Below are 23,112 nucleotides of genomic sequence, written 5' to 3' on the forward strand. Positions count from 1 at the left end.
GAGAAAATCATGGAAAATGCACTTTGTTTTCATAATGCAACGGTAGTAACCGGTTACTCCTTAATGGAAAACGGTTGTGTCTATGTTAAGGACGGCAAGATTGAGGATGTCTTTAGCGAGCGCCGCTTTTTAAATAAACGTTTTTCTCCCGAAGTACGTATCATCGATGTCGATAAAGCATATATTGCTCCGGGACTGATCGATACCCACATTCACGGCTTTGCAGGATTCGGGACGGAAGACGGCTCTCCCGATTCCATACTTGGTATGTCGAAGGCTCTTGCCGAATACGGCGTAACGGCTTTTAATCCTACGCTGTATCCGACGGAGCCGGAAAATATGACGAAATGTATCCGTGCGGTTGTCGATGCAATGGGACATGAAGAAGGTGCTGCCATCATGGGTTTGCACCTTGAAGGTCCGTTTATTTCGCCGGAAAAACCCGGAGCGTTAAGCCCTTCTGCAATCAGCTCTGTCAATCTGGATTTGATGGATAAGCTTTGGGCTGCTTCAAACGGCAATATCGTCAATATGACCGTAGCTCCGGAGCTTAAAAATATGCGCGAGCTGGCGCTCTACTGCATCAAAAAAAATATTGTGCTGCAGGCGGGGCATACTAATGCACTTTACGAAAATATGCTCGAAGGGATGCAGGCGGGTATTTTACATTCGACGCATCTTTTTAACGCGATGAGCCAAATGCACCACCGCAACCCTGGTGCCGTCGGTGCGATTTTAATCCATCCGGAAATGTCCTGCGAAATTATTGCGGACGGTATCCATGTTCATCCCGACCTTATTCGCTTATTGGCACGGGATAAACCGATCGATAAGATTGTTTTAATAACCGATAGTCTCAAGCCTACGGAACAGTGTGAAGGTACTCTGATTGCAAACGGAGAAGAGGTTGTACTCCAAGGCGGGTGTTTCCATCGTAAGACGGACGGCGTTATCGCGGGTTCGAGTCTTTCGATGATTCGCGGGGTTAAGAACCTTGTATCCTTCGGTTTTCCGGTAGAGACCGCCGTCCGCTTCGGATCCGCAAATCCGGCAGAAATTATGCGGTATTCTAAACGCGGTTCCATTATGCCGGGGTACAAAGGTGATCTTATCGTATTCGATAAGCAGTTCAATGTGCTTGCAACCGTCATAAAAGGAAGTTTGAAAAAAAATTTATTTTAATAAGGCTAAAAATTTTATAGGAGAAGCTATGCGATTAATTATAAAACCCGATTATGATGCCTGTTCCGTATGGGCGGCTGATCATATTTGCAAAAAAATTACGGATTTTGCTCCGACTGCATCAAGGCCGTTCGTACTCGGCTTGCCGACGGGGTCTACACCGCTCGGTGTCTACAAAGAATTGATTAAACGCCATCGGGAAGGGAATATTTCGTTTAAACACGTGGTTACCTTTAACATGGATGAATATGTGGGATTGACTCCCGATCATCCGCAAAGCTACCACTACTTTATGTATGAAAACTTCTTTAAGTACATCGATATAGACCCTGCAAATATTCATATTTTAGACGGGATGGCAAAAGATCCAAAAACCGAGTGCGAACAATACGAAGCGGCGATTGCGCAGTACGGAAAAATTCATCTATTCATGGGCGGGGTCGGAGCAGACGGGCATATCGCTTTCAATGAACCCGGTTCTTCCCTTGCGTCCCGCACACGCCAGAAAACACTGACACAGGACACGATTGCGATGAATGCCCGCTTTTTTAACGGCGATGCGGCAGCAGTTCCCAAGACAGCGCTGACTGTCGGAATCGGTACGATTACCGATGCGGAAGAGGTGATGATCCTCGCAACCGGTTACAATAAAGCGCGGGCGGTACGGCATGCGGTGGAAGGCAGTGTCAATCATATTTGGACGATTTCGGCACTACAGCTGCACCCGCATGCAATCATCGTGTGCGACGAACCGGCTACCGATGAACTCCGTGTCGGAACTGTTCGGTATTTTAAAGATATAGAAACTTCAACTTCATCGGGCGGAACAAAATAAGCATGCAGAAATCACTCAAGTTTCAAACCGTTTCTTTTTTTATCATATTGGCGATTACCGTTGTGCTGGTAGCGCGGGTGTTTTTGCCCTATGCAAGCGTACTGTTGTGGTCAGCTATCCTCTACATCATGTTCGGGCCGCTGTATCATAAACTGCTTAAAAAGCTGAAGCCGGAGTCCCGATGGTTTAGAATGCAGCAGAGTATTATCGCCGCTTCATTTTCGGTCGGTATTATTATACTGGTTGCCGGAATTCTGTTCTTTTTTGTTATTAAACTGATCGGGCAAGGGCAGATGTTTGTAAAGAAAATAATGAACTTTTTTATTACGCATCCGCAGTTATTTAGAATGGAAAAAGATGCACCGCTGAATGAATTAGTCATGCAGATTTCGATGGGAACAATCGATCTTTCGGTGTTTGATGTCAAAAAAGAACTTATGAATTTCTTTCTACAATATGCGAATACGATCGTCCGCTACGCGACAAGTATTGCCAAAAATATCGGTAATTTTGTGCTTTCGCTCCTGTTCATGTGTTTTGCCCTCTATTTTCTTTTTATCGATGGGCAATATCTCGGTACGGTGTTTGTAACGGCTATTCCGATTCAGGTGTCGGAAGGTCAAAAACTGGCGGCAAAGATAAAGGACACTATCTCCAACCTTTTTATGGGGTATTTTCTCGTTTCAATATGTCAGTTTGCAGCGGCGTTTATCGTGTATACTATTTTTCAGGTGGAAGGTGCACTGCTTTTATCGTTTTTAACTTTTTTTAGTTCCTTTTTGCCTTTCTTCGGCTGCGCGTTGGTATGGGCCCCGATTGGAATCGAAATAGTGTTAACGGCAGGTTTATTTAAAGGTCTCCTCTTTCTCTGCGTCGCAGGCTTTTTTATCAGTTCAATCGATAATTTTTTACGACCGATGTTCTTGCAGAACCGTGTTCAGATACATCCGTTGCTGATTTTCTTTTCGATACTCGGCGGTATTCGTTTTTTTAAGCTGAACGGAATTGTGCTTGGTCCGCTGTTTGTTATCCTCTTGTTTACGCTGATCGATATTGCGCGGACTTCGGACAGTACGGATGCTGAAGATTAGCCTTGACCATGAATAGCCGCCCGCTGTTATACCATCGGCGTATTGAACGAATACACCCGTTGATTTCGCCGCAGCAGATGCTTGAAAAAATCCCTGTATCGGATGTGTCATGCCGGACGGTATTGACCGGCAGAACGGAAGTGGAAGCGATTTTGTCCGGCGCCGATGACCGGTTTTTAATCATTGCCGGTCCGTGTTCCGTTCATGACCCGATCTCTGCACTCGATTATGCGAACCGGTTAATGCGCCTGCGGATAAAATACTGCGACCGCTTTTGTATTATCATGCGCGTGTACTTTGAAAAACCGCGTACCGGTTTGGGCTGGCGCGGTTTGATTGTAGAACCTGCGCTTGATGGGGTTATTAATATTACCGGCGGGTTGGAGACGGCGCGTAAAACATTGAGTGCTATTACCGAACTGGGACTGCCGGCCGCTTCGGAGCTGCTCGATCCTATTGTACCGCAATATACTGCGGATTTTATCAGCTGGGCGTCTATCGGTGCGCGTTCCGCCGAAAGTCAGATACACCGGGAACTAGCTTCGGGACTGTCGATGCCGGTCGGCTTTAAGAACCCTACCGACGGCGATATCAGCACGGCGATAAATGCCATTGTTTCCGCACGGGAACCGCATGCTTTTCTGGGTATCATGCAGAACGGCAATCCCGCGGTAATGCATACGAGCGGCAATGAATACGCGCACCTCGTATTGCGGGGGAGCATTCACGGAGCAAACTGCGGCAGGGTTTCAATAGAAGAAAGTTGCCGTCTTTTGACTGAACAGGGGATACAGCCGGCGATCCTGATTGACTGTTCGCACGGCAACTCACAACGGCAGCCGGAAAAGCAGTGGGACATCCTGCTTGAAAGCCTCCGGTTAAGGTTGGAGCAGCCGCAGATTGAAGCAATCCGCGGTTGTATGCTCGAAAGCTTTATTCAGGCGGGGACCGTTTCGCCGGAGCATTGCTCAAAAAAGAGCGAATACGGTAAATCAATTACCGACCCCTGCATGAGCTGGGAAATGACCGAATCACTTCTCACCGAAGCCGCGGATATATGGAGATAGTTTTATGAAAAAAATTAAATTGTACACCGATGGAGCATGCTCCCAAAATCCCGGGCCGGGCGGATGGGCGTTCGTGATGATCCTCAAAGATATGCAAGGTGATCAGCCGGATCAGGAATTACTGCGAGGTTCCGGCGGAGAAAAACTGACTACAAATAATAGAATGGAATTACTTGCGGTTATTCAAGCCCTTATTGCCTATCAGGAAAAAATATTGCCCGGCTATGCAGACTGCCCGGTAACCCTGCACACGGATTCCCAGTATGTGCAGCAGGGGATCTCTTCGTGGATAAAAAAGTGGAAGCTGAATGGCTGGAAAACAGCTGCCAGAGAGCCGGTAAAGAATCAAGACCTTTGGCAGCAGCTCGATGCACTCGCTTCTCAACTCAGCCTTGAATGGATGTGGGTAAAAGGACATGCCGGCAACCTTTACAATGAACTGTGCGATACCCTCGCCGTAGAAGCGGCGAAAAAAGCGAAGTAATCTAAAGGGAAGCTTGTATGAAAAAGGAAGAAATATATCGGGAATTGGCGGATCGCATAGCAGCGGCGCAGCACTGCGTTGCCTTTACGGGCGCGGGAGTCAGTACCTTGTCCGGTATTCGGGATTTTAGAGGTAAGAACGGGCTTTATACGCTGCCTGAAACCGATAAGATGTTCGATATCGAAGTCTTTAGGGAAACACCCTCCGTGTATTACCGGCTTGCAAAGGAATTTATCTACGGATTACAAGAAAAAGAGCCGTCAATTGTGCATCAGGTACTTGCCGGACTGGAATCTCGCGGAATCTTAAAGGCGCTTATTACTCAAAATATCGACTTATTACATCAAAAAGCCGGAAGCAAGCACGTGATAGAAGTACACGGTTCTCCTTCGCGGCATAGCTGTACGCATTGTTCCTATAGTACAACCTTTGAGGATGTCGTCGAGGTTGCCCGTAAAGGCGAGGTACCGCTCTGCCCAAAGTGCGGCTATGCATTAAAACCGGATATTACGTTTTTCGGTGAAGCACTCCCATTTGCAGCGATAACGGAGGCACAAAATGAATGTAATAGGGCGGATTTACTGCTGGTGTTGGGCAGTAGTCTTACCGTGTACCCCGCCGCAGCGCTGCCGCAGCTGACCCTAAAAGCGGGCGGTGCTGTTGCCGTCGTTAACGAACAGCCGACATATTTTGACGAGTACGCGGTTCTCCGCTGTACCGATTTGCAGGAGTGTTTTGAATATCTTGAACATACTCTGCTGGGATAGTACGGGTATACTGCCGCTTAGATCCCGATTCACGCAGATATCTCTAAAAATTCGATGAACATTTGCAGCTTTCAAGAACTTTTGAAAAATTTTTGCTGGTAAAAAGCGCAAATCAATGATATACTATTTACTATCTACTATATTTAAAGTTGACAATTGAAAATTCATATCCGAATTACTAGTTGTCTACCTGAGGAGGATGCAATGAAAAAAAGCATTGCGCTATTGTTCTTATGCTTGTGTACTGTTCTTTTCGTACTTACAGGCTGTAAACCGAAAGAGAATAACGCCGATTCGAATGCACCGGTAACCCTTTCGGTGTATATGCAGATGGATCTTGCCAACCCGCAATCAGCGTATTGGCCCGAGACCGTTGCAGCTTTTGAAAAGCAATACCCGAATATCAAACTTGAATTCGAGTACGTGAATGGCGAAGCATTCCATGATAAATTCCAAATCATGGCCGCTTCAGGGGATATTCCCGATGTTTTTACTACGTATGCGGGAGCCCGTTCAGGTTATGTACTTGACCGCGGTATGGTAAAAGACCTTCGCCCCTATCTGACGGACGATTTAAAAAATCAATACAATCCTGCCGTTTGGGCACCCCAGGGACCGAATGGAGAAATCTATATTATTTCTCAGAACCTCGCAGTGTGTACGGTTGTGTATATCAATCCGAAACTGCAAAAACAGCTTGGTCTGACTACTCCGAAAACACTCAACGAAATGATTGCGCAAGTTCCCGTTATCAGAGAAGCCGGTTTAACCCCGCTTGCTTTTGCGAATAAGGGACAGTGGCAGGCTCAGTCGCTCTTGTTATCCATGTTAACCGACCGTATGGCCGGTACCGCATGGTTTGATAAAGCGATGGTCGGAACGGCAAAATTCTCCGATCAGCAGTTTGTCGATGCAATCAATGTTATTAAAACGATGACCGATTCAAAGCTGTTCCCTCCCGGAGTAAACCAGATGGAAGGTACCGCTTCTTGGGGTGAATTTATTGCCGATAAGGCTGTGTATCTTTTGGATGCAGGATGGCGTATTTCCGCATTGAAAAAAGCTGCAAAACCGGAAGACTATGCACAATATCAGTTAATGGCGTTCCCCGCTGTTGCAGGAGAGGTTACACATGGCTCAAGTGCTGCTACAACCGGTGAAGCTTTCGGTATGAATGCAAAATTGACCGGTGCAAAAGCCGACGCTGCATGGAAATTCATTTCCTTTATGTCCGGTAAAGAAGCCTGTGAAATTTTGACAAAACACGGCACGACTACCACCTATAAGCTTGATCTTTCAAAATTCGATATCGATCAGCTTACAAAGCAATACATCGACCTGATTAACAATCAGAGCATGGGCTATGTTATCGATGCGAAGATGGATAGTGAAGGCGTAAACAGCGTACTCAACCCCGGTATCCAGGCGGTTATGATTGGGCAGAAAACCCCCGCTGAGCTTGCAAATGAATACGAAGCTTGGGTTGCTGCTAACGATTCTCATCGCAAAAAGTAAACCTGTTCAGAAACTTCCGTTTTGGAACAGGTCTAGTAAAACAAAAATATAAACGTAAGGGAATGCTTATCTCCATGGATGACTGTGGAGATAAGCAAATTTTCCATGCTAAAAATCTATAGGACACTTCTAAAAATCTAACCGAGTTTTTAGAGGTGTCCTATACTACAATAAATCTTGGGAACACGAATATAAAGACATGAACTTTACACGAGAACTGCCGATCGGCATACAGAAGCTTAAAACACTTCGCCGTAATGGCTGTATCTGTTTAGTAATGCATAATTATAATTGATAATTTAAACACTAAGGCGGTTTACGGTATATGACCTACTTACGGCAAAAGCGGATGAGTTATATTTCTTTTATCTTGCCTGCTTTTATTATTTACATCGGCATCATTATCTTTCCCGTGCTGTTCAGCTTTTATTTAAGTCTGACAAAGTGGAAAGGGTATGGAAAAATGGAATTTATCGGGCTTGGTAACTATATCAGAATGTTTACCGATCCTGTTTTCTACATTGGCTTACGGAACAATATCCTCATTGTATTAATTTCAGTACTCGGGCAGATTCCGCTTGGGCTTTTACTTGCGTACATGCTCTACCGAAAAATGGTAAAACACGCAAACTTTTTTGAAGTACTGATTTTCTTACCGATAACTATTTCGTCCGTTATCGTTGCACAGCTGTGGAACCGAATATTTTCTCCTGTCGGCGTGGTTCCTGCAATTATACGCGATCTAACCGGCAATCCCGACTACATTATGACGATATTCGAGGATAAATATCTTGCGATTGTGCCGATCCTCTTTGTATTACTGTGGCAGCATACCAGCCTTTATATGGTTATCTTTTTAGCTAACCTGCAGCGGATACCGTACAGCGTTATAGAGGCGGCTCAGCTGGAAGGCGCACGGGAAGGAACGATTTTTGCCCGCCTTATTGCGCCGATGCTGGCAAATGTTATTTTTATCAATACTATTCTGGCAGTTTCGGGCAGTTTTAAGAGTTTTGACCTCATCTATTCGATGACCGGCGGAGGGCCTGCGCACTTTACGGAAGTTATCGCCGTTTATATGTATAATACAACCTTTGTATTCCAGAATTACGGATACGGTAGTGCGCTGGCTGTTATCATTATCATCTTTACCGTTATAGCCTTGATGATAAGCCGAGCCGTAACAAAACGCTTTGATTATTAGGAGGCTGATATGACTACAAAACGAAATCTGCTGCAGGAAGCCTCTCATGGTTGGCAAACAAGCGCCTACATTTTAATGCTGACCTTTGCGGTGCTTACGCTGTTCCCGCTTATTTGGCTTTCTTATTCATCTTTTAAACTGAATGCGGAAATTATGATTCACCCGTTGGCGCTGCCGAAAGCTCCAACCTTTTTTAACTATACCGAATCGTGGGCAAAGGGCGGATTAGGTATTGCACTGGTAAACAGCTTTATCTATACGATTACGGCGACCGTCTCTACCATGCTGCTTGCAATGGCTGCTGCTTTCGGTTTAACAAAATTCCCTTTCAAATCGTCAAAGGTCTTTACTTCGATTTTTGCCTTTGGTTTAATGATCAGCGTTCATGCAGTTATCATCCCGTTGTTCCAACTGGAAGCAAAACTCGGTATGGTGAATACGCGCTTAGGGGTTATCATTCCGTATGTTGCTTTCAACCTGCCGATCTCCATTATGATTGCAATTTCGTATGTTAAGGGAATCCCCAATGCGCTCATTGAATCGGCGGAGATAGACGGCGCAAAGTACCGCTACATATTCTGGACGATGATTATGCCGCTCTCCGTTCCCGTCATTGCGACGATGATTATTTTATCTTTCTTGCAGCACTGGAATGAATTTTTATTCGTATTCGTTTTTACCACGAAGGCAACATTGAAAAGTTTACCGGTTGCGATTACCCAATTTGCCGGACGGCTCAACATCGACTACGGTTTACAATATGCCTCCCTTGTTATCGGGGTACTTCCGATGATTGTATTCTATATTGTCTTCCACGCACAGCTGATTAAAGGCTTTGGAGAAGGGGCTTTGAAGGAATAGCGGCATTGATATTCGGCATTGATATTATCGAAGGAGTTTTTAAATGAATAGAAAAAAGCGGGTGCTCGTGGGCGGAATGCATCACGAGTCCGATACCTTTAATCCGATTACCACCGGACCTGATGATATTTGGGTGTTACGGGGAAAGGAGCTTTTAGAGGGAAAGGGGCAAAGTTCCGTTTTCGGTTCGATTGCGACGTTGAAAGAAGCGGGATACGAGGTTATTCCGGCGCTTATCGCACGGGCGGTTCCGAACGGCGAATGGGACAAAGATTACTACCTTTCGTTAAAACAAGAATTTTTGCAGGCGATTAAGGATGCGCTGCCGCTGGATGCGCTGTGTCTTTCCTTGCACGGTTCGATGCGGGTGCGCGAAATCGGCGAGGCGGAAGGCAATTTACTGGAGGATATCCGTAAAATCTGCCCCGACATTCCTATTTTGTCATCACTTGATATGCACGCAACGATTTCGCAGCGGATGCTCGACTATGTAGACGGCTATGTAGGATATAAGTGCGCCCCGCATACGGACACGTATGAAATCGGCATTCATGCAGCGCGGATGACCATCGAAACTTTGGAAAAAGGCATCAGGCCGGTTATGTCGGCAGTTAAGATTCCATTCCTTATCGCAGGTGAACAATCGGAAACCAGTGTTGAGCCGATGAAAAAATTGACGGCAACGTTACGCGAATATGAAAAGCAGCCGCACATTATGGCTGCTTCGTATCTACTCGGCTTTCCGTGGGCTGATACTGCCGACAACGGCGTTACGGCGATGGTGGTAACCGACGGCGATAAGCAGCTCGCAACGGAAAAGGCACGGGAACTTGCACAGTTGTTCTGGGATACCCGAAAAGAATTCGGCTTTTACAACGAAACCCGCGAACCCGCCGACGCCCTTGTCCATGCACGTTCCAGTGTTGAAGCAGGCGTGTATCCGGTAGTGCTCTCCGATTCGGGTGACAATCCGACCGCCGGTTCTTCGCAGGATGTAACCAACTTCTTAAAGGCGATCCTTGCCGATCCCTTCTTAACCTCGCTAAACCCGCCGCTGTGCTATCAGGCTTTTTACGATCCCGCCTTAGTTGCAGCCGCCTTTAAAGCCGGAGAAGGAAATGTCGTGGAGGGAACGCTCGGCGCTGCCTTCGACAAGGAAAAGAGTTCACCCATTCAGGTAAAAGCGACGGTAAAAAAACTATGCAAGGCATGGGCAGAGGCTCAGAACAGCGATATGGCACTCTTGGATGTCTGCGGCGTCGATGTCGTTGTAACGTCAAAGCATGTCGGCTGCTATGACCCCGAAATGATGCGGGCGCTCGGCGTTGAACCTACGGAACGCAAGGTCATTGTCGTCAAGCTCGGCTACCTTGAACCGGAAATCCGCGCCATTGCAAAACGCTCAATGCTCGTGCTCACCGACGGCAGCACCAACGAAGTGTTCTCCCGTCTGCATTATAAATACTTGCCGAGCCCGATGTATCCGATGGATAAAGATATGGACTGGCACGCCTAGTCCTTTTGAAATATACGGTGCATCTGCGTTGTCGCTACGCCGAAATAAATGCTCGACGTACAAAAAGTACGCCTCCGCTTTATTTCGGCTAGGCTCCTAGCATCTACACCGTCTATTTCAAAAGGCTAACGGTAAATGGTATTTCAGAACCGCCACGGATGGCGGTGGTTCCACGCAGCAGCGTGTTTGCCCTGCAAACACGTAGGTACAAAATGTACACGGAAGTACATTTTGTACCGTGCCTGCGGTTAATTTTCGCTCGCGCCTTGTATCTACGCCGTCTATTTCAAAAGGCTTACGGCAGAGCTATTTCCAAAAAGGTTGGTTCCAAATATATGACGCATCTGCGTTGTCGCTACGTCGAAATAAATGCTCGACGTATCAAAACGCCCAAGGACGGAGGTCATGGTTCTAAACGGAGCGAGTTTTATACATAAAGCTCGTCTTCAGTCATTCCGGAAAAAGATAAAAGTTCCATTGCAGAAATTATTGATAATGCAAGATTTTTCTCCAGATAAGGAAACATACAAGAATTGGATGCCCTTACACTAGGCATCAATTCCCCGGCTGATTTTCGGACTCTAACTTTGACAAATAAGATAAAGGCGATATAATAGATACTAACACGGTTTCAATTGGAGCTTACCGGTATGTTCGACATGACGAAACAATTATCCCATGAGGCGCTCACCTCGGCGCTTGAGTCGGGTTCCGATCTTAACAGTATGAATTTTGCCGGTCTTACGCTTACCGGTGTTGATTTTTCCGGTAAAAGACTTGCCGGCTGTTCATTTGCGCATGCCTGTTTTACGGATTGTTCCTTTACGGGTACGCGGGTTCGGCTTTCTTTTTTTGACTTTACCCGCTTTGTCAATTGCACCTTTGATAAAGCCGATATTCAGTTTTCCTGCTTTGCGGGAAGCATTTTTGAAAATACCGTTTTTACCGATTCGGAATTGCTTATCAATAATTTTACCGGGATTACAACGTGTGAATGCGGTTTTAAGGATTCGGATTTATACGGATCCCGTTTTATTCGATGCTCGTTGCGTAAGACACCGTTTGAAAATTGCAATATAAAAAAAGTGTATTTTACAAAGAATATATACGATGACGTATCATTTAAGTATTCTAATACGCGCGTTGCTCATTTTGATACTGAGGAATTTGTAAAATGAAAATATATCCTCATTATTCACACGAAGGTTTTGTAAACAGCTATCTTGTCGGCAATGAAGTCAGTAGAGAAGCGCTGATTATCGATCCGGGAAAGATAACCGGTGAAGTAATCGGTCACATCGAAAAGAACGGTTATACGCTCAGCGCTGTCTGTATTACGCATAATCATATCCGGCATTACGGGTACGGGCTTTCGACGTTGTTAAAAATATATAACCCGCGCATATATGCGGCGGATCATGCATTGGTCGGTAAACACGGAAAGATGCTGCGGGGTGATTGTACGCTTTCAATTGCCGGTTTTTCCGTCGAATGTTTTTCGGTACCCGGGCATTCGCCCGATTCTTATCTCTTTAAGATAGATAACTGTATTTTTACCGGCGACAGTCTTACCGCAGGAATCGTTGGCAGTACGCTGCATAGTTTTGCGGCAAAAACGCTTGCGGAACAGCTCGAAAAAAAGCTGTTTATTCAAGATGATTCGCTTCTCCTTTTTCCGGGACACGGCCCGCCGACTACGATCGGAGTGGAACGGAAATTTACGCAATATACCGGTTTTCAAGGTTTTCAAGGTTGACAAAAGTACGGTATACCCTATACCATATAAGATTGTAAATAAAATCTAAGAAAAATCTTTAAAAACAAAGTTTTCAGAGATTTCTCGTAGTATGTAAAGGAGTTGTTCATGAAAAACAAAATTATTTGTTTGCTTTTTTTTCTCAGTGTTACGGCAGCGTTTGCTGATATCAGAAATGCTGTTTGTATTGTAAGACCGAATTACAGTGAGAAAACCGCTGCTTTTATGGAAGCGGCGTCGGATAAACTGGAAACAGCCGGATATTCGGATTTAGCCGAGCTTTTTAAAAATGCAAAAGAAGGTGTGTTCGGATCCGGTTTTTTTATTAAAGGACAAAATAAAAAAGACTATGTTTTAACCAACTATCATGTTGCTGCTTATGCGGCATCTCTTACGTTGGAAATTGAAGACGCTAACGGTGGAACGGCAAAAATTGAAAACTGTAAAATTATTGCTGTTGACGAAGAATTGGATCTTGCAATTGCCGAAGTCCCAAGCGGTAAAGTTGATTCGTATTTGACATTTGCATCAAAAACTCCTGTCGACGGAATTGACGTTTGGTCTGCCGGTTATCCGGGGCTGGCAGGAAAACCGATGTGGCAGCTCGGAAAAGGTACTGTAACAAATGCACGCGCACGACTGCCCGATGATATTGATCCGAAAATATCTACCTTCATTCAGCATTCTGCCCCTATCGACTCCGGAAATTCCGGCGGTCCTCTTCTTGTAAAAGCGGTAAATGCTCCTTCGGGATACGAAATTATCGGTATTAACTCTGCAAAGGCGGTTTTTAGACAGGCCACCAATTTTGCAATTCCTGCTTCTACAATCACTAAATTTATGGATGAGAAAGCTTTTGCCGGAAATAAAAAAATCGAACGCGATTTAACCGCTTCTTTAAATATATTTGCCGAATCCTGTAAAAATTTTAAAATCGAGAAAGAGAGTGACAAAAATAAAGAGATCGTTAAACGGATCAGAAAATTAACCGTTTATGTTTCCGAAGATTATGCGATCCAAAGCGGGCTTGATGTATACTTGAAAGCGTTGCGAAGAGCTCCGAAACTTTTTAGAAATGAAATATTAGCTGCGTCAATTTTCGGAAATCCTATCAACGGCATCAGAACAGCTCTTGCATACGATATCTATACTGCGGTCGATCCGGAGGAAAATACCTATTTACCCGATACGGGGACGGATATCAATAGCTTGAAAAAGACGGACAACGGTTATGAATTTGTTCTGTATGATGAAGTTCAGAAGTCGAAATTCTTTACCGTTTGGAAAAAAGCCTATAATTCATGGCAGATGGACGGTACCAGTCTGAATGAGCCTCCTCAAAGCGGCACGGGTTCGAAAGACCAAAATAAAAAGAGTGCAAAAAAAGATAAAAAATCTTCCGGAAAATTCTCGGTCTTTATCGATGAAATTCCTACAAAAATGAGAATGCCTTTATCGTATCTCGGCTTTAGTAGGGATGGACGTTGGAGATCGGCTTTTTCGTTCGGTTTCTTTTACAGTTTTAAATATGCAGAAGTTGGAATGTCGGCTATTATTGATAAACCGCGCGATGGCATATCTTCATTCAGTCCCTCGCAGAGCGGTTTATTTAGCTTTACATTCGGACTCTGTCCTGAGCTGAAGGGGCAGATACCGATCAATATTAATAATGTCCTATACATTGCACCGCAAGCATTTGTCGGCGTAGGCCTGTTTATTCCTCCGGTCGATACGTTTGTACATTACGGCGCCGGTGTGGAATTTGTTCCGGCTAATTTTACAACACTGTCGTTCGGCGCCGATTTTATTGCACGGACATACTTAAAGAAGCCGAGCACAACGAATCCTGGAGTTCGTATCAACGTATCAATACGGTTCTAATTATATTGAAAGGAGATAATAGTATATGAAAACAAAAATCAGTAAGAAGGGCGCGGTGCTTTTCTGTTTGTTGAGCGTGCTGACGGCATTTACTTCCTGTTCTATGTTCCGTAACTTTAAAGTTATGGCAGAAGACGGTTATGCAAGTCTAAACGGCAAAAAGGTTACTATAAAATCGATGGGAGATCCGGAAACTGACTGTCTGGTATACGGGTATGTGGATTCGTATGTTAGTCTACAGATGTATGTGCAAATGGATGCTTCCAAGGAGGCTATTTATACGACCCCATTAGCCATGGGAAATGGGCCTTTTTGTTTTCCTCCGTTGGACACGGGACTGAGTTTTCAGCTTATACAGCTCCGTCAAACAGCTGCATTTGGGGTCAATATCTATTCACCCAGTGTAGGAAAAGAAGGGTGTATTACATTTACTACGAAAAAAGCAGGCTTGCAGTTTATCGGCGCATATAACTTTCAGGTTGATTTTAAGACCTCTATAGGAGCGCTTACGCCGTATCCCCGCAGCGAACAGTCTGCGTATGAGTTAAAAACATTGACTAAAATGAAAAGTCAATTTAAAAACACTGACTGGGAAGCGCTTATCAATAAAAGAATAGAGGAGATTCAAAATGAGAAAAAATAACTACGCTGTTGCTTCATTTATTATTGCCGTTGCGTTTTTTATTATCGGTACGGATATCTTTGCCGCTGACAAGAACCGTCCTGCAGCCCCCGGAAAGGATGAGATTGTTATGGTATTTTCTTTAAAACTCCAGCCGTCCCCGGATACTGAATTTTTTGCAAAGTATGCAGATATGTCGTTTGCTGCACTCTCGCTCAAGCGGTACGGTGACGGAAATGATGTTATCATGTTTAAGGGTAAAAATGCTAAATATTTCCTTCAAGGGTGGACTGAAAAAGATACCGATTCCGGTGAGTTTGCTATGCTGCACGTCGGTTTTGCGGCTCGGAAACGATATATTGAGATTCACTCTTTACGATACTATTTTGCGGGAGCTGAGGCGCTATTTCTTACGCTCCCGTTACAGGTTAAAATCGAAGTGCCTGATGACGTACGCTACGTATATATCGGTGATTTTACCTGCAAATGCAGCAGGCCGTTTTATGATATAACCGATGTAAAAAGAACTGATAATTTCGATGCCGCTGCAAAAGCCGTCAAGGAAGTATACGGTAAAGATGCCGAACTTGAACGGGTGCCGTTGATTCCATTAAATAAAGAAGATTAATAAATAAAGAAGATGGACAAGGTTTTGTATGGAATTTGAAAAGATTATTCCCGCCTCCGACCTTGCGGCGGTACAGGGCGGAAACGGCTTAATAGTTGATGCTAACATACTCGCTGTCTTTACAGAGAAAGCGTTTAAACGCTTATCCTTTACCTTTCCTCAAGAACATTTGGAAAGTTTGCTGAATGTTGCGTGCGATCCCGCATCTTCGGAGAATGACCGGCTCGTTGCAGTAAAATTGCTGGAGAATGCCGTCATTGCAGCAAAAGGTACGCTGCCGCTTTGTCAGGATACGGGCGTTGCGCAAGTCTTTGCCTGGAAGGATTCCTCTGCGTATTCGGTCTTAAACGCTGTGGATGGAACGGTACCTTTTGCTTCCGATACGGAAGCGCTTACTGCCGGTGTCGGGAAGGCGTATAAAGAGAATAATCTGCGGTTTTCTATCAACATTCCTTCTTCGCTTTTTGATGAAAAAAACTCGGCTACCAATTTACCGGCTCAAGTCGATGTATTCAGCACAAACGGAAGCGGCGAGCCTTCGTACCGTTTCTTGTTTTGCGCGAAAGGCGGCGGTTCCTCCAATAAAACGGATTTTACCTGCGCAACAAAGGCGCTGTTAAACCCACAATCCTTTGAACGCTTTTTGCAGACAAAGATCGCCGCCCTTGGAACGGCGGCCTGTCCGCCGTACACGATTGCCGTTGTTATCGGCGGCTTGAGTCCCGAACAGAACTTACAAACCCTCAAGCTGGCAACCACCGGCTATTGGGATGCGGTAGAGGCGTTAAACGAAGCCGGCGGCGCTATCCGTTGGACGGATACGGTCGGCGGAGTGCGCCCCCTGCGGTGTAAGGATTGGGAAGAGCGGGTATTACAGATTGCAGCGGAAACGGGATTGGGTGCCCAGTTTGGTGGTTCCCACCTTGCGGCGCATGCCCGTGTGTTCCGGTTACCGCGGCACGGGGCAAGCTGCTTTGCCTCGATAGGCGTATCTTGTAATGCACACCGGAACCTCGTCGGTTATATCAGCCGCGAAGGCGCTTTTTTGCAAAAAAACGTTTCCGATCCTCGGCCGTTCTTTGAAAAAGCGACGGCCTATACAGCCGGTGCCGATGCGCATCATGGGGAGCCGGTTAAGGTTGACCTCAGCTCCATCGATGCCGCCCGTACCAAGCTTTCCGGCTATCCGGTAGGGCAGGCATTTCTCTTTTCGGGGGAGATTTTAGTTGCGCGCGATGCGGCACATGCCCGCTGGAAGGCATTACTGGAAAGCGGTAAGCCGCTGCCCGATTACACGCTGTACTATCCGATTCTCTATGCCGGACCGGCGGAAACCCCGAAAGGCGCCGTTATCGGCAGCTTCGGGCCTACGACGGCAAACCGCATGGATCCCTATGCCGATGATTTGATGAGCAGGGGGGCTGCGTTGATAACCATTGCCAAGGGGAACCGATCTGAACTATGGCGCACTGCGTGTAAAAAATACGGCGCCTTTTATCTCGGCACCATCGGCGGTGCTGCGGCATTGATTGCGGAAAAGCATATTACCGCGCGTAAGGTCCTCGACTATCCCGATTTGGGAATGGAAGCCGTGCAGCTGATTTCGGTTAAGGATTTGCCGGTATTCTTGATTACGGATGATAAAGGAAACGACTTCTACGCTTCCCTATAAAAAAACAGGGCTGTCCAAAAACTGAAAGCCTATCGGCTTTTTCTGTGAGGAAATTATTCATTATATCCGCTAAAGCGGATTGCGAAACAGTTTTTGGACAGTTTCCTTAGATTTAGATGCGATGTTTAAAATTAAGTCGTTACTGTATAAAGACTTAATTTTAAACTCGCGGGGATGTCGAAAAAGTAACCAACTTTTGAGACATCCCCGTTTTGCGGGAATGTTATTTTTTAGCTTGTATCTTATCTTTTTCCTTTCGTACTTTTTGATCCAAAACATCCATCAATTTATTGACCCCTGCTTTAAAGTCATAATCTTCGGTGGAAACGTGTGCGGTTCCGCCCTTAAAATTGACGGTACATTCGTAAGTAAACTTTTTGTCGAATTTTATTGTGCAGAGGACATCGACAATTAAATCTTCCGCATACTTAATCCGTTCAAATTTCTTGTGTACGAAGGTTTTTTGATCTTCGTCCAGCGTAAATTTTACCGCCTGTAAATTGATGTTCATACGAGACCTCCTATACGGTATCAGGTGTGTGAAGACGCCGCAAAAACAACTGCTTTTTGCAGCGCTCCTTCTTTCAGGTCATTCTAAAAAGGTTGAACACGTTTTTAGAAGCCCTCTCTATTAAGTATACGTAATAAAATGCAAAAAGTCGAGGAAAAATCCGCACATATTCATTTTTTCCCTTTGTGTGAAATTTTATTTTCTTTAAAATGCAACAGTTGAATAAAATATAAATTTTGGAAACTGTTGCATTGGAGCGCAACGTCATTTTAGAGGCTTATTTTATACCTACGAAATTTCGCATACCTCCTGAGTAACCATGGTTCTTTTTACGAAAATTTATTGACCGCGAAAATAAAAACCTCTATTATGGTAAACACTATACCGTAACGCGATACAGTGTGGGAGGTATCACCGATGACTACTGTAGTTTCAAAGCCGCCAAAATCTATTTTTGTCTTGAATCTTTTAATATACAGCGGTGTTTTTATTTTTATTTTCTTATATGCATTGTATACAAAGATAGTTCCCAGAGAGGCACTCTTTAAAATTTTTATGGCGCCTTCTACATTGTTGACCGCCTGTATTACAATCGTGTTTCCTATTGGTCTCTATAAAAAAACTATGAATATCGTTCTTAACTGGCAAACGGAAGAAGATGGTATAAATAAGGCGAATAGAGCGCTGAATATATATTCAAAACTCAGCATTGTGGTTCCGATTGTATTATCAACGGTAACTCCGGTTGTATCACTGTTATGGGTAGGTATGAATTCTACTGCACAGTTTACTGCAGCGATTTTTGCATCGGTAGGATGTTTGTTTTTTATAGCGCTCTTTTTTTATGTGATCTGGATTCAGCAGCTTGAAAACTATGTAAAATTTGTACCGCTTGAAAGAGAACATATTGCTATGTCCTATACGACGCGAGGAATGCTTGTCGGTTTCTTCCTTTTTTTAGGTATCATTTTTCTCTGTGTATCTCCGTTTTTAGCAAGTCTCTATAACGGTATGACGATTGTCGGTACGATAACACATTCAATTATTCCAATATCCATCGTGATTCTAATAGGAGCGCTTTTTATCAACTATACTCTTTACAAAGGTATTAATAACGAGATCGAAACTATTGTGTCGTTTACCGATAAATTAGCGGTTGGCGATTTTACTCCGAGTCACTTGGAATTACGGCGCCGCGATATTTTCGGGCTTTTGGGAACAAGATTGAATGTATTCCATAAAAACACAGTCGCTTTACTGACCGGTGTAAAAAACAATACCCAAGCAATGAAAGACGCTATCGGAGTACTTTCCATGAACACGGCACAAACCGCAGATTCGGCTCATCAAATAAATACCAATGCCGAAGGAGTGAAACAACAGACTATCGCACAGGCTGCAAGTGTTATGGAAACATCCGCTGCAGTCGAAGAGATAATCAACACGATCAAACAACTGAATGCGAGTATTGAAGTACAAGTGGAAAGTGTCGCTCAGTCTTCATCATCGATAGAACAAATGGCGGCGAATATCGCTTCTATTACGCAAACGCTGGAAAAAACCGATGAGGCAATCAAACGGCTTGCCGATGCGACTGCCGACGGGAAAACAACAATAGTAAATTCCAATGCCGTAACAAAAAAGATAGCTGAGGAATCAGGCGGATTGATGGAGGCAAGTAATGTTATCCAAAATATTGCAAGTCAAACAAATCTCCTTGCAATGAACGCTGCAATCGAAGCTGCTCACGCAGGAGAAGCCGGCAAGGGATTCGCTGTTGTTGCAGACGAAATACGGAAGCTGGCGGAAGAATCTTCTGTACAAGGCAAAACCATTACGATGACATTGAAAATGCTCGGCTCCGAAATCACGAGTTTATCTACGTCATCAAAAACCGTCGAAGAAAAATTTGCCAGTATTTTCGAACTTTCCGAACATGTAAAAGCAATGAGCACCAATCTTATGAAAGCAATGGGTGAACAAGAAAACGGCAATCGTGAAATCTTGGGGGCAATCTCGAATATAAAAACAGTAACATCGGATGTCAAAAGAGGGTCGGAACAAATGCTCAAAGATGGAACACACGTTACCGGCGAGATACGGAAACTTGACAATCTAACAAAAATCATCACCGATAATATGAACGCAATGGCGCACGAAGCTGTTCAGATAAATAATGCCGTACAGGAAGTAAATGCTATTACGCAGCAGAATAAAGACACAATCGAAAGTCTGTCTGCAGAAGTCGGTAAGTTTAAGGTATAAATTGACGCTTGACCGACCGGAATTATTTCAGGCGTTTGCCATGAATGCATTGGTTAAGCCTCTACGAATGAGTGTGATTACCCTGTCTTAACCCTACAAGACGATTCTATCATTCTCCCGGCGCTTTACCTTGCCGTTTTTTTCCAACACATTGAGCAGGGGGATAACATATTTACGCGAAAGATTGGTCGCGGTACGGGCGTCTGCAATGGTGATGATGTCGCCTGCTTTTTTCCCTTTTAAGATAGCGGCAATCGCTTTGTCGTATACCTCACGGTGGTAGTGCAAAAAATTTTCCAATACGACGAGCTTACCGAGCTTTACCAAATCGCGGGCGTCTTTCCGCACCTGCGGCAGCTGGATTTTATCTATTTCGATACCGTCGAACCCTGCTTTAAGCGCCAACTGTAAAAGCTGCTGTGCCGTTTTCGACAAGGTATCTCCGCTGCCTGCCAGCTTGTACACACTGCCTTCACTGACAAGTTTGTTTTCCGCACACAGCTTTTTCAAAATTTCCTGTCGCACCTTTACCGGTACAGCCGTATCGATTTCTTCTGCCGTAAAACCTGCCTGACTTTTCTTTGCGGTCTCTAAAATCTTTGCTTCCCATTCGGCAAGCTTCTTGGTAAAGATGAGCTGTTTGCCGCAAGCCGTAACGTCTTTTGCGTCAGCCGAAAGCTCCTTCGGTCCCGCGCGGTCTTTTTCTATAAAGCCGGTGATAAAAAAGCCGCAGCTTTTCCACGACGGTAATTCCCGTCCGGCATACACCGAAAAAAACTGCTTAAAGACGGCCGCACGGTAGGAGTCAAAGGCCGCAAGTATTCTGCACGAGGCAAGAATTGAACTTCCCCCATGTCTGATAAGGACGGCCGGTTGGTTCCAGCGTCCGGCGATAGGTTCCTGTAAGGACACCCGCGCCAGCGTAGGATCTGTTTTGTTAAAGTGAATCGCGCCGATGGCATTGGTGCTGCCGGTGGCAAGTTCCAGTTCAATATGATTTTTCATACCGGCGCCGGTTTCCTGTTTGTTAAAATATTCATCGACGCGGACAAGCAGTTCGGAGCCTTGCAGTACGGGACTTTCGCCAAGGCCTGCAAGCAGCATACCACGCTCTACCTTTTCTTTTTCGGATATTTTCAGGTTGAGCGCCGTCCTCATTCCCGATTCGGAAGAAGATACGTCGGCGTGGTGATTTTGAATGTTCTTAATCTTGCATTCGGTTCCGCCGGGATAGAGTGTAAGCTGATCGCCGACGGCAATGCTTTTACCGCGGAGCGTACCGGTTACCGTGATGCCGATCCCTTTGAGCGTAAAGGCGCGGTCGATATACAGGAACGGCTTATCTAACGGAGCGGTACGGACGGCGCTCAATAATTCCGTAATTTTTTTCTTGAGTTCGTCGATACCCGCGCCGGTATGTGCGGAAACAGCCACGGAGGGTAATTCCCTTCCGAGGATTTTGCGGCAATGCCGATTTGCATCTTCTTGTATCAGATCAATCATATCGGGATCGGTCAGGTCTGATTTAGTTATGACCAACAGGATGGAGTTGATATGCATCGCTTTAAGTACCCGCAGGTGATCCGACGACATCTGCATCCACCCGTCGTCTGCTGCGACAATCAACATTGCCGCGTCAAGTCCCCACGTGCCTGCCACCATGTTACGGATAAACCGTTCGTGTCCGGGAACATCGACGATGCCAACCGTTCCGTGTACGGGATCTTCCAAGGCGGCAAAACCCAGCTCAATGGTCATCCCCCGCTTCTTTTCTTCGGGGATGTGGCTGGTTTCCACTCCGGTTAAGCATTTTACCAATGCGGTTTTGCCGTGATCGACGTGTCCGGCGGTTCCTAAAATATATGCCATAGTCAACGCACCTCTGTGATTTTTTAACGAACCTCTAAAAGCCGGGCGAGTTTTTAGAGATTTCCTGTAATTCTTGGATAATATATGCATCATCGGCAGGATTTACGGCGGCAAGGTGTAATAGCAGCCTGTCCTCCGAAATAATAGCGATAATCGGAATGCTGCAAAACCGTAACGCTGTCTTGACCGCTTCCGGTTTATGCGTGTGCAGCATAATTGCCCATGACGGGAAGGCTTCGTCGGGGGTGCTGCCGCCGCCGAGCGAGAAAGGGTAGGGGACAACACATGCGGTTCCGGACGGCAGTTTTCTCACAAGTTTTTCGCTGCGTTTTTTTATTGTGGCAGGGTCAAGCAGCAACGCTTCGGCCGCGGCGCTCTTTCCGTTATTCAGGTAGTGCACGAGGGTTTCTTCCATTAAAGCGGCGACGGCACGTCCTACCCGATAGGTGCGCATCAGCGGATGGCGGGCAATGAGCGCGATTAAATCTTTTTTGCCGGTAATCCATCCGCACTGCGGGCCGCCGAATACTTTATCCCCCGAAAAACAAACAAGATCGGCGCCTTCTTTTAATAAGGCCGGTACGGTCGGCTCATCTTGTAGGTTAAGTGAAATAGTGCCTGACCCTTGATCCACCGCAAGAATAATCTCAGGCGGTAAGGCCTTGCGGATGGCGCTCAGGGAGGGCTGCTCCGTAAAGCCGCGGATTTTATAGTTTGAGGTATGTACCCACAGCACCATTGCCGTCTGTTCGGTAACGGCAGTGGTAATGTCCTCCATGGTGGTGATGTTGGTAGTGCCGACTTCTACGAGCGTGCAGCCTGCCTCCCGCAGAATGTCGGGGATGCGGAAGCCGCCGCCTATTTGCACTTGCTGGCCGCGCGCAACGATAACCTCTTTTCCGCTTGCAAGCGCTTTAAGTAACAGAAACACGGCGGCGGCATTGTTGTTCAGCATCAGCGCCGCTTCCGCACGGACAAGCGTACTCATCGCTTCGACGGCAAAGGGGAACCGCTGTCCCCGTTTGCCGTCCTCCAAATCCATCTCGATAGCCGAATATGATTGGGCTGCTTCCTTTGCCGCATCCCAAATACCGTGCGGAAGCGGGCTTCGTCCGAGGTTGGTGTGCAGGATAATGCCCGTCGCGTTGATAATCTTCGAAATCCGCTTCCGTATATGCTTCGTGCATCGCTGCCGGATGTCCGCTATACACGCATCAAAAGACGGAACGGCGGCTCCTTTTAAAGCCTCAGCCCGTATCTGCTTAATATACTCCGATACGATAGAGGCTACAATCGGTCTGCCGAGCTTTTCGATGCAGCCGGAAAGGTCATGATGCGACAGAAGTTTTTCAACTTGCGGTATCTGTGCCAGTGAACCGTGCATGG

General features: G+C 45.7%; 20 protein-coding genes. 17 read left to right on the plus strand and 3 right to left on the minus strand.

Annotated elements, in window-relative coordinates; all coding sequences use genetic code 11:
- The first annotated feature begins 9 nt into the window (after positions 1-9).
- The 16 genes from nagA (at position 10) to E4N65_RS03265 (ending at position 17,081) form a co-directional block, all read left to right on the plus strand.
- Positions 10-1,182, plus strand: a complete 1,173-nt coding sequence (gene nagA, locus E4N65_RS03190; protein WP_253674015.1) for an N-acetylglucosamine-6-phosphate deacetylase — start codon at positions 10-12, stop codon at positions 1,180-1,182.
- Between the two features lie 28 nt (positions 1,183-1,210).
- A complete protein-coding gene (gene nagB / locus E4N65_RS03195) occupies positions 1,211-2,017 on the plus strand; it encodes a glucosamine-6-phosphate deaminase (RefSeq protein ID WP_044013245.1) in 807 nt (268 codons plus the stop codon).
- 2 nt (positions 2,018-2,019) lie between these two features.
- Entirely contained in the window at positions 2,020-3,108 is a 1,089-nt protein-coding gene (locus E4N65_RS03200) for an AI-2E family transporter (protein ID WP_044013242.1), read from the plus strand.
- 8 nt (positions 3,109-3,116) lie between these two features.
- Positions 3,117-4,175: a 3-deoxy-7-phosphoheptulonate synthase gene (locus tag E4N65_RS03205; protein ID WP_253674863.1), complete on the plus strand. Its 1,059-nt coding sequence runs from the start codon at positions 3,117-3,119 to the stop codon at positions 4,173-4,175.
- Positions 4,176-4,179: 4 nt separating this feature from the next.
- The gene (gene rnhA / locus E4N65_RS03210) at positions 4,180-4,659 is read left to right on the plus strand and encodes a ribonuclease HI (RefSeq protein ID WP_253674016.1); all 480 of its coding nucleotides are present in this window, start codon (positions 4,180-4,182) and stop codon (positions 4,657-4,659) included.
- Between the two features lie 17 nt (positions 4,660-4,676).
- On the plus strand, positions 4,677-5,426 hold the full coding sequence (locus E4N65_RS03215; RefSeq protein ID WP_253674017.1) for a Sir2 family NAD-dependent protein deacetylase: 750 nt from the start codon (positions 4,677-4,679) through the stop codon (positions 5,424-5,426).
- A gap of 204 nt (positions 5,427-5,630) precedes the next feature.
- Entirely contained in the window at positions 5,631-6,941 is a 1,311-nt protein-coding gene (locus E4N65_RS03220) for an ABC transporter substrate-binding protein (protein ID WP_253674018.1), read from the plus strand.
- Positions 6,942-7,266: 325 nt separating this feature from the next.
- Positions 7,267-8,145 carry a carbohydrate ABC transporter permease gene (locus tag E4N65_RS03225; RefSeq protein WP_044013232.1) on the plus strand — a complete coding sequence of 293 codons (879 nt, stop codon included), beginning with the start codon at positions 7,267-7,269 and terminating at the stop codon, positions 8,143-8,145.
- A gap of 9 nt (positions 8,146-8,154) precedes the next feature.
- Positions 8,155-9,006 carry a carbohydrate ABC transporter permease gene (locus E4N65_RS03230; RefSeq protein WP_044013230.1) on the plus strand — a complete coding sequence of 284 codons (852 nt, stop codon included), beginning with the start codon at positions 8,155-8,157 and terminating at the stop codon, positions 9,004-9,006.
- A gap of 43 nt (positions 9,007-9,049) precedes the next feature.
- Positions 9,050-10,522 (plus strand): M81 family metallopeptidase, encoded by a 1,473-nt coding sequence (locus E4N65_RS03235; RefSeq protein ID WP_253674019.1) that lies wholly within the window; start codon positions 9,050-9,052, stop codon positions 10,520-10,522.
- A 659-nt stretch (positions 10,523-11,181) separates the two neighbouring features.
- The gene (locus E4N65_RS03240) at positions 11,182-11,700 is read left to right on the plus strand and encodes a pentapeptide repeat-containing protein (RefSeq protein WP_253674020.1); all 519 of its coding nucleotides are present in this window, start codon (positions 11,182-11,184) and stop codon (positions 11,698-11,700) included.
- Positions 11,697-12,278, plus strand: a complete 582-nt coding sequence (locus E4N65_RS03245; protein WP_253674021.1) for an MBL fold metallo-hydrolase — start codon at positions 11,697-11,699, stop codon at positions 12,276-12,278. Before E4N65_RS03240 ends, E4N65_RS03245 begins: the two co-directional genes overlap by 4 nt.
- Before the next feature lie 108 nt (positions 12,279-12,386).
- Entirely contained in the window at positions 12,387-14,159 is a 1,773-nt protein-coding gene (locus E4N65_RS03250; RefSeq protein ID WP_253674022.1) for a S1C family serine protease, read from the plus strand.
- Between the two features lie 25 nt (positions 14,160-14,184).
- Positions 14,185-14,802: a hypothetical protein gene (locus E4N65_RS03255; protein WP_044013224.1), complete on the plus strand. Its 618-nt coding sequence runs from the start codon at positions 14,185-14,187 to the stop codon at positions 14,800-14,802.
- Positions 14,789-15,409, plus strand: a complete 621-nt coding sequence (locus tag E4N65_RS03260) for a hypothetical protein (RefSeq protein WP_253674023.1) — start codon at positions 14,789-14,791, stop codon at positions 15,407-15,409. Before E4N65_RS03255 ends, E4N65_RS03260 begins: the two co-directional genes overlap by 14 nt.
- A 28-nt stretch (positions 15,410-15,437) precedes the next feature.
- Entirely contained in the window at positions 15,438-17,081 is a 1,644-nt protein-coding gene (locus E4N65_RS03265) for a fumarate hydratase C-terminal domain-containing protein (protein WP_253674024.1), read from the plus strand.
- 223 nt (positions 17,082-17,304) lie between these two features.
- Here E4N65_RS03265 and E4N65_RS03270 read toward each other — a convergent pair whose 3' ends face one another.
- Positions 17,305-17,592: an HPF/RaiA family ribosome-associated protein gene (locus E4N65_RS03270; RefSeq protein WP_162663033.1), complete on the minus strand. Its 288-nt coding sequence runs from the start codon at positions 17,590-17,592 to the stop codon at positions 17,305-17,307.
- Positions 17,593-18,009: 417 nt separating this feature from the next.
- On the opposite strand from E4N65_RS03270, the gene E4N65_RS03275 reads away from it, so the two are divergent.
- A complete protein-coding gene (locus E4N65_RS03275) occupies positions 18,010-19,857 on the plus strand; it encodes a methyl-accepting chemotaxis protein (RefSeq protein WP_253674026.1) in 1,848 nt (615 codons plus the stop codon).
- 93 nt (positions 19,858-19,950) lie between these two features.
- On the opposite strand, the gene selB is transcribed toward E4N65_RS03275, so the two are convergent.
- Together selB and selA are read right to left on the minus strand one after the other, a co-directional pair.
- Positions 19,951-21,726: a selenocysteine-specific translation elongation factor gene (selB, locus tag E4N65_RS03280; protein WP_253674027.1), complete on the minus strand. Its 1,776-nt coding sequence runs from the start codon at positions 21,724-21,726 to the stop codon at positions 19,951-19,953.
- A 34-nt stretch (positions 21,727-21,760) separates the two neighbouring features.
- Complete coding sequence (gene selA / locus E4N65_RS03285; RefSeq protein ID WP_253674028.1) at positions 21,761-23,110, minus strand: L-seryl-tRNA(Sec) selenium transferase; 1,350 nt, start codon at positions 23,108-23,110, stop codon at positions 21,761-21,763.
- Between the last annotated feature and the right edge of the window lie 2 nt (positions 23,111-23,112).

The sequence above is a fragment of the Treponema sp. OMZ 855 genome, assembly GCF_024181145.1.
GTDB lineage: Bacteria > Spirochaetota > Spirochaetia > Treponematales > Treponemataceae > Treponema.

What these genes read in the sequence shown, in the direction of transcription:
- E4N65_RS03230 (WP_044013230.1), top strand. Translation starts at nt 8,155, where the DNA reads ATGACTACAAAACGAAATCTGCTGCAGGAAGCCTCTCATGGTTGGCAA.
- E4N65_RS03200 (WP_044013242.1), top strand. Translation starts at nt 2,020, where the DNA reads ATGCAGAAATCACTCAAGTTTCAAACCGTTTCTTTTTTTATCATATTG.
- E4N65_RS03250 (WP_253674022.1), top strand. Translation starts at nt 12,387, where the DNA reads ATGAAAAACAAAATTATTTGTTTGCTTTTTTTTCTCAGTGTTACGGCA.
- E4N65_RS03260 (WP_253674023.1), top strand. Translation starts at nt 14,789, where the DNA reads ATGAGAAAAAATAACTACGCTGTTGCTTCATTTATTATTGCCGTTGCG.
- E4N65_RS03265 (WP_253674024.1), top strand. Translation starts at nt 15,438, where the DNA reads ATGGAATTTGAAAAGATTATTCCCGCCTCCGACCTTGCGGCGGTACAG.
- selB (WP_253674027.1), bottom strand. Translation starts at nt 21,726, where the DNA reads ATGGCATATATTTTAGGAACCGCCGGACACGTCGATCACGGCAAAACC.
- E4N65_RS03220 (WP_253674018.1), top strand. Translation starts at nt 5,631, where the DNA reads ATGAAAAAAAGCATTGCGCTATTGTTCTTATGCTTGTGTACTGTTCTT.
- E4N65_RS03235 (WP_253674019.1), top strand. Translation starts at nt 9,050, where the DNA reads ATGAATAGAAAAAAGCGGGTGCTCGTGGGCGGAATGCATCACGAGTCC.
- rnhA (WP_253674016.1), top strand. Translation starts at nt 4,180, where the DNA reads ATGAAAAAAATTAAATTGTACACCGATGGAGCATGCTCCCAAAATCCC.
- E4N65_RS03275 (WP_253674026.1), top strand. Translation starts at nt 18,010, where the DNA reads ATGACTACTGTAGTTTCAAAGCCGCCAAAATCTATTTTTGTCTTGAAT.
- E4N65_RS03245 (WP_253674021.1), top strand. Translation starts at nt 11,697, where the DNA reads ATGAAAATATATCCTCATTATTCACACGAAGGTTTTGTAAACAGCTAT.
- E4N65_RS03255 (WP_044013224.1), top strand. Translation starts at nt 14,185, where the DNA reads ATGAAAACAAAAATCAGTAAGAAGGGCGCGGTGCTTTTCTGTTTGTTG.
- selA (WP_253674028.1), bottom strand. Translation starts at nt 23,110, where the DNA reads ATGCACGGTTCACTGGCACAGATACCGCAAGTTGAAAAACTTCTGTCG.
- nagB (WP_044013245.1), top strand. Translation starts at nt 1,211, where the DNA reads ATGCGATTAATTATAAAACCCGATTATGATGCCTGTTCCGTATGGGCG.
- E4N65_RS03205 (WP_253674863.1), top strand. Translation starts at nt 3,117, where the DNA reads ATGAATAGCCGCCCGCTGTTATACCATCGGCGTATTGAACGAATACAC.
- E4N65_RS03215 (WP_253674017.1), top strand. Translation starts at nt 4,677, where the DNA reads ATGAAAAAGGAAGAAATATATCGGGAATTGGCGGATCGCATAGCAGCG.
- E4N65_RS03240 (WP_253674020.1), top strand. Translation starts at nt 11,182, where the DNA reads ATGACGAAACAATTATCCCATGAGGCGCTCACCTCGGCGCTTGAGTCG.
- E4N65_RS03225 (WP_044013232.1), top strand. Translation starts at nt 7,267, where the DNA reads ATGACCTACTTACGGCAAAAGCGGATGAGTTATATTTCTTTTATCTTG.
- nagA (WP_253674015.1), top strand. Translation starts at nt 10, where the DNA reads ATGGAAAATGCACTTTGTTTTCATAATGCAACGGTAGTAACCGGTTAC.
- E4N65_RS03270 (WP_162663033.1), bottom strand. Translation starts at nt 17,592, where the DNA reads ATGAACATCAATTTACAGGCGGTAAAATTTACGCTGGACGAAGATCAA.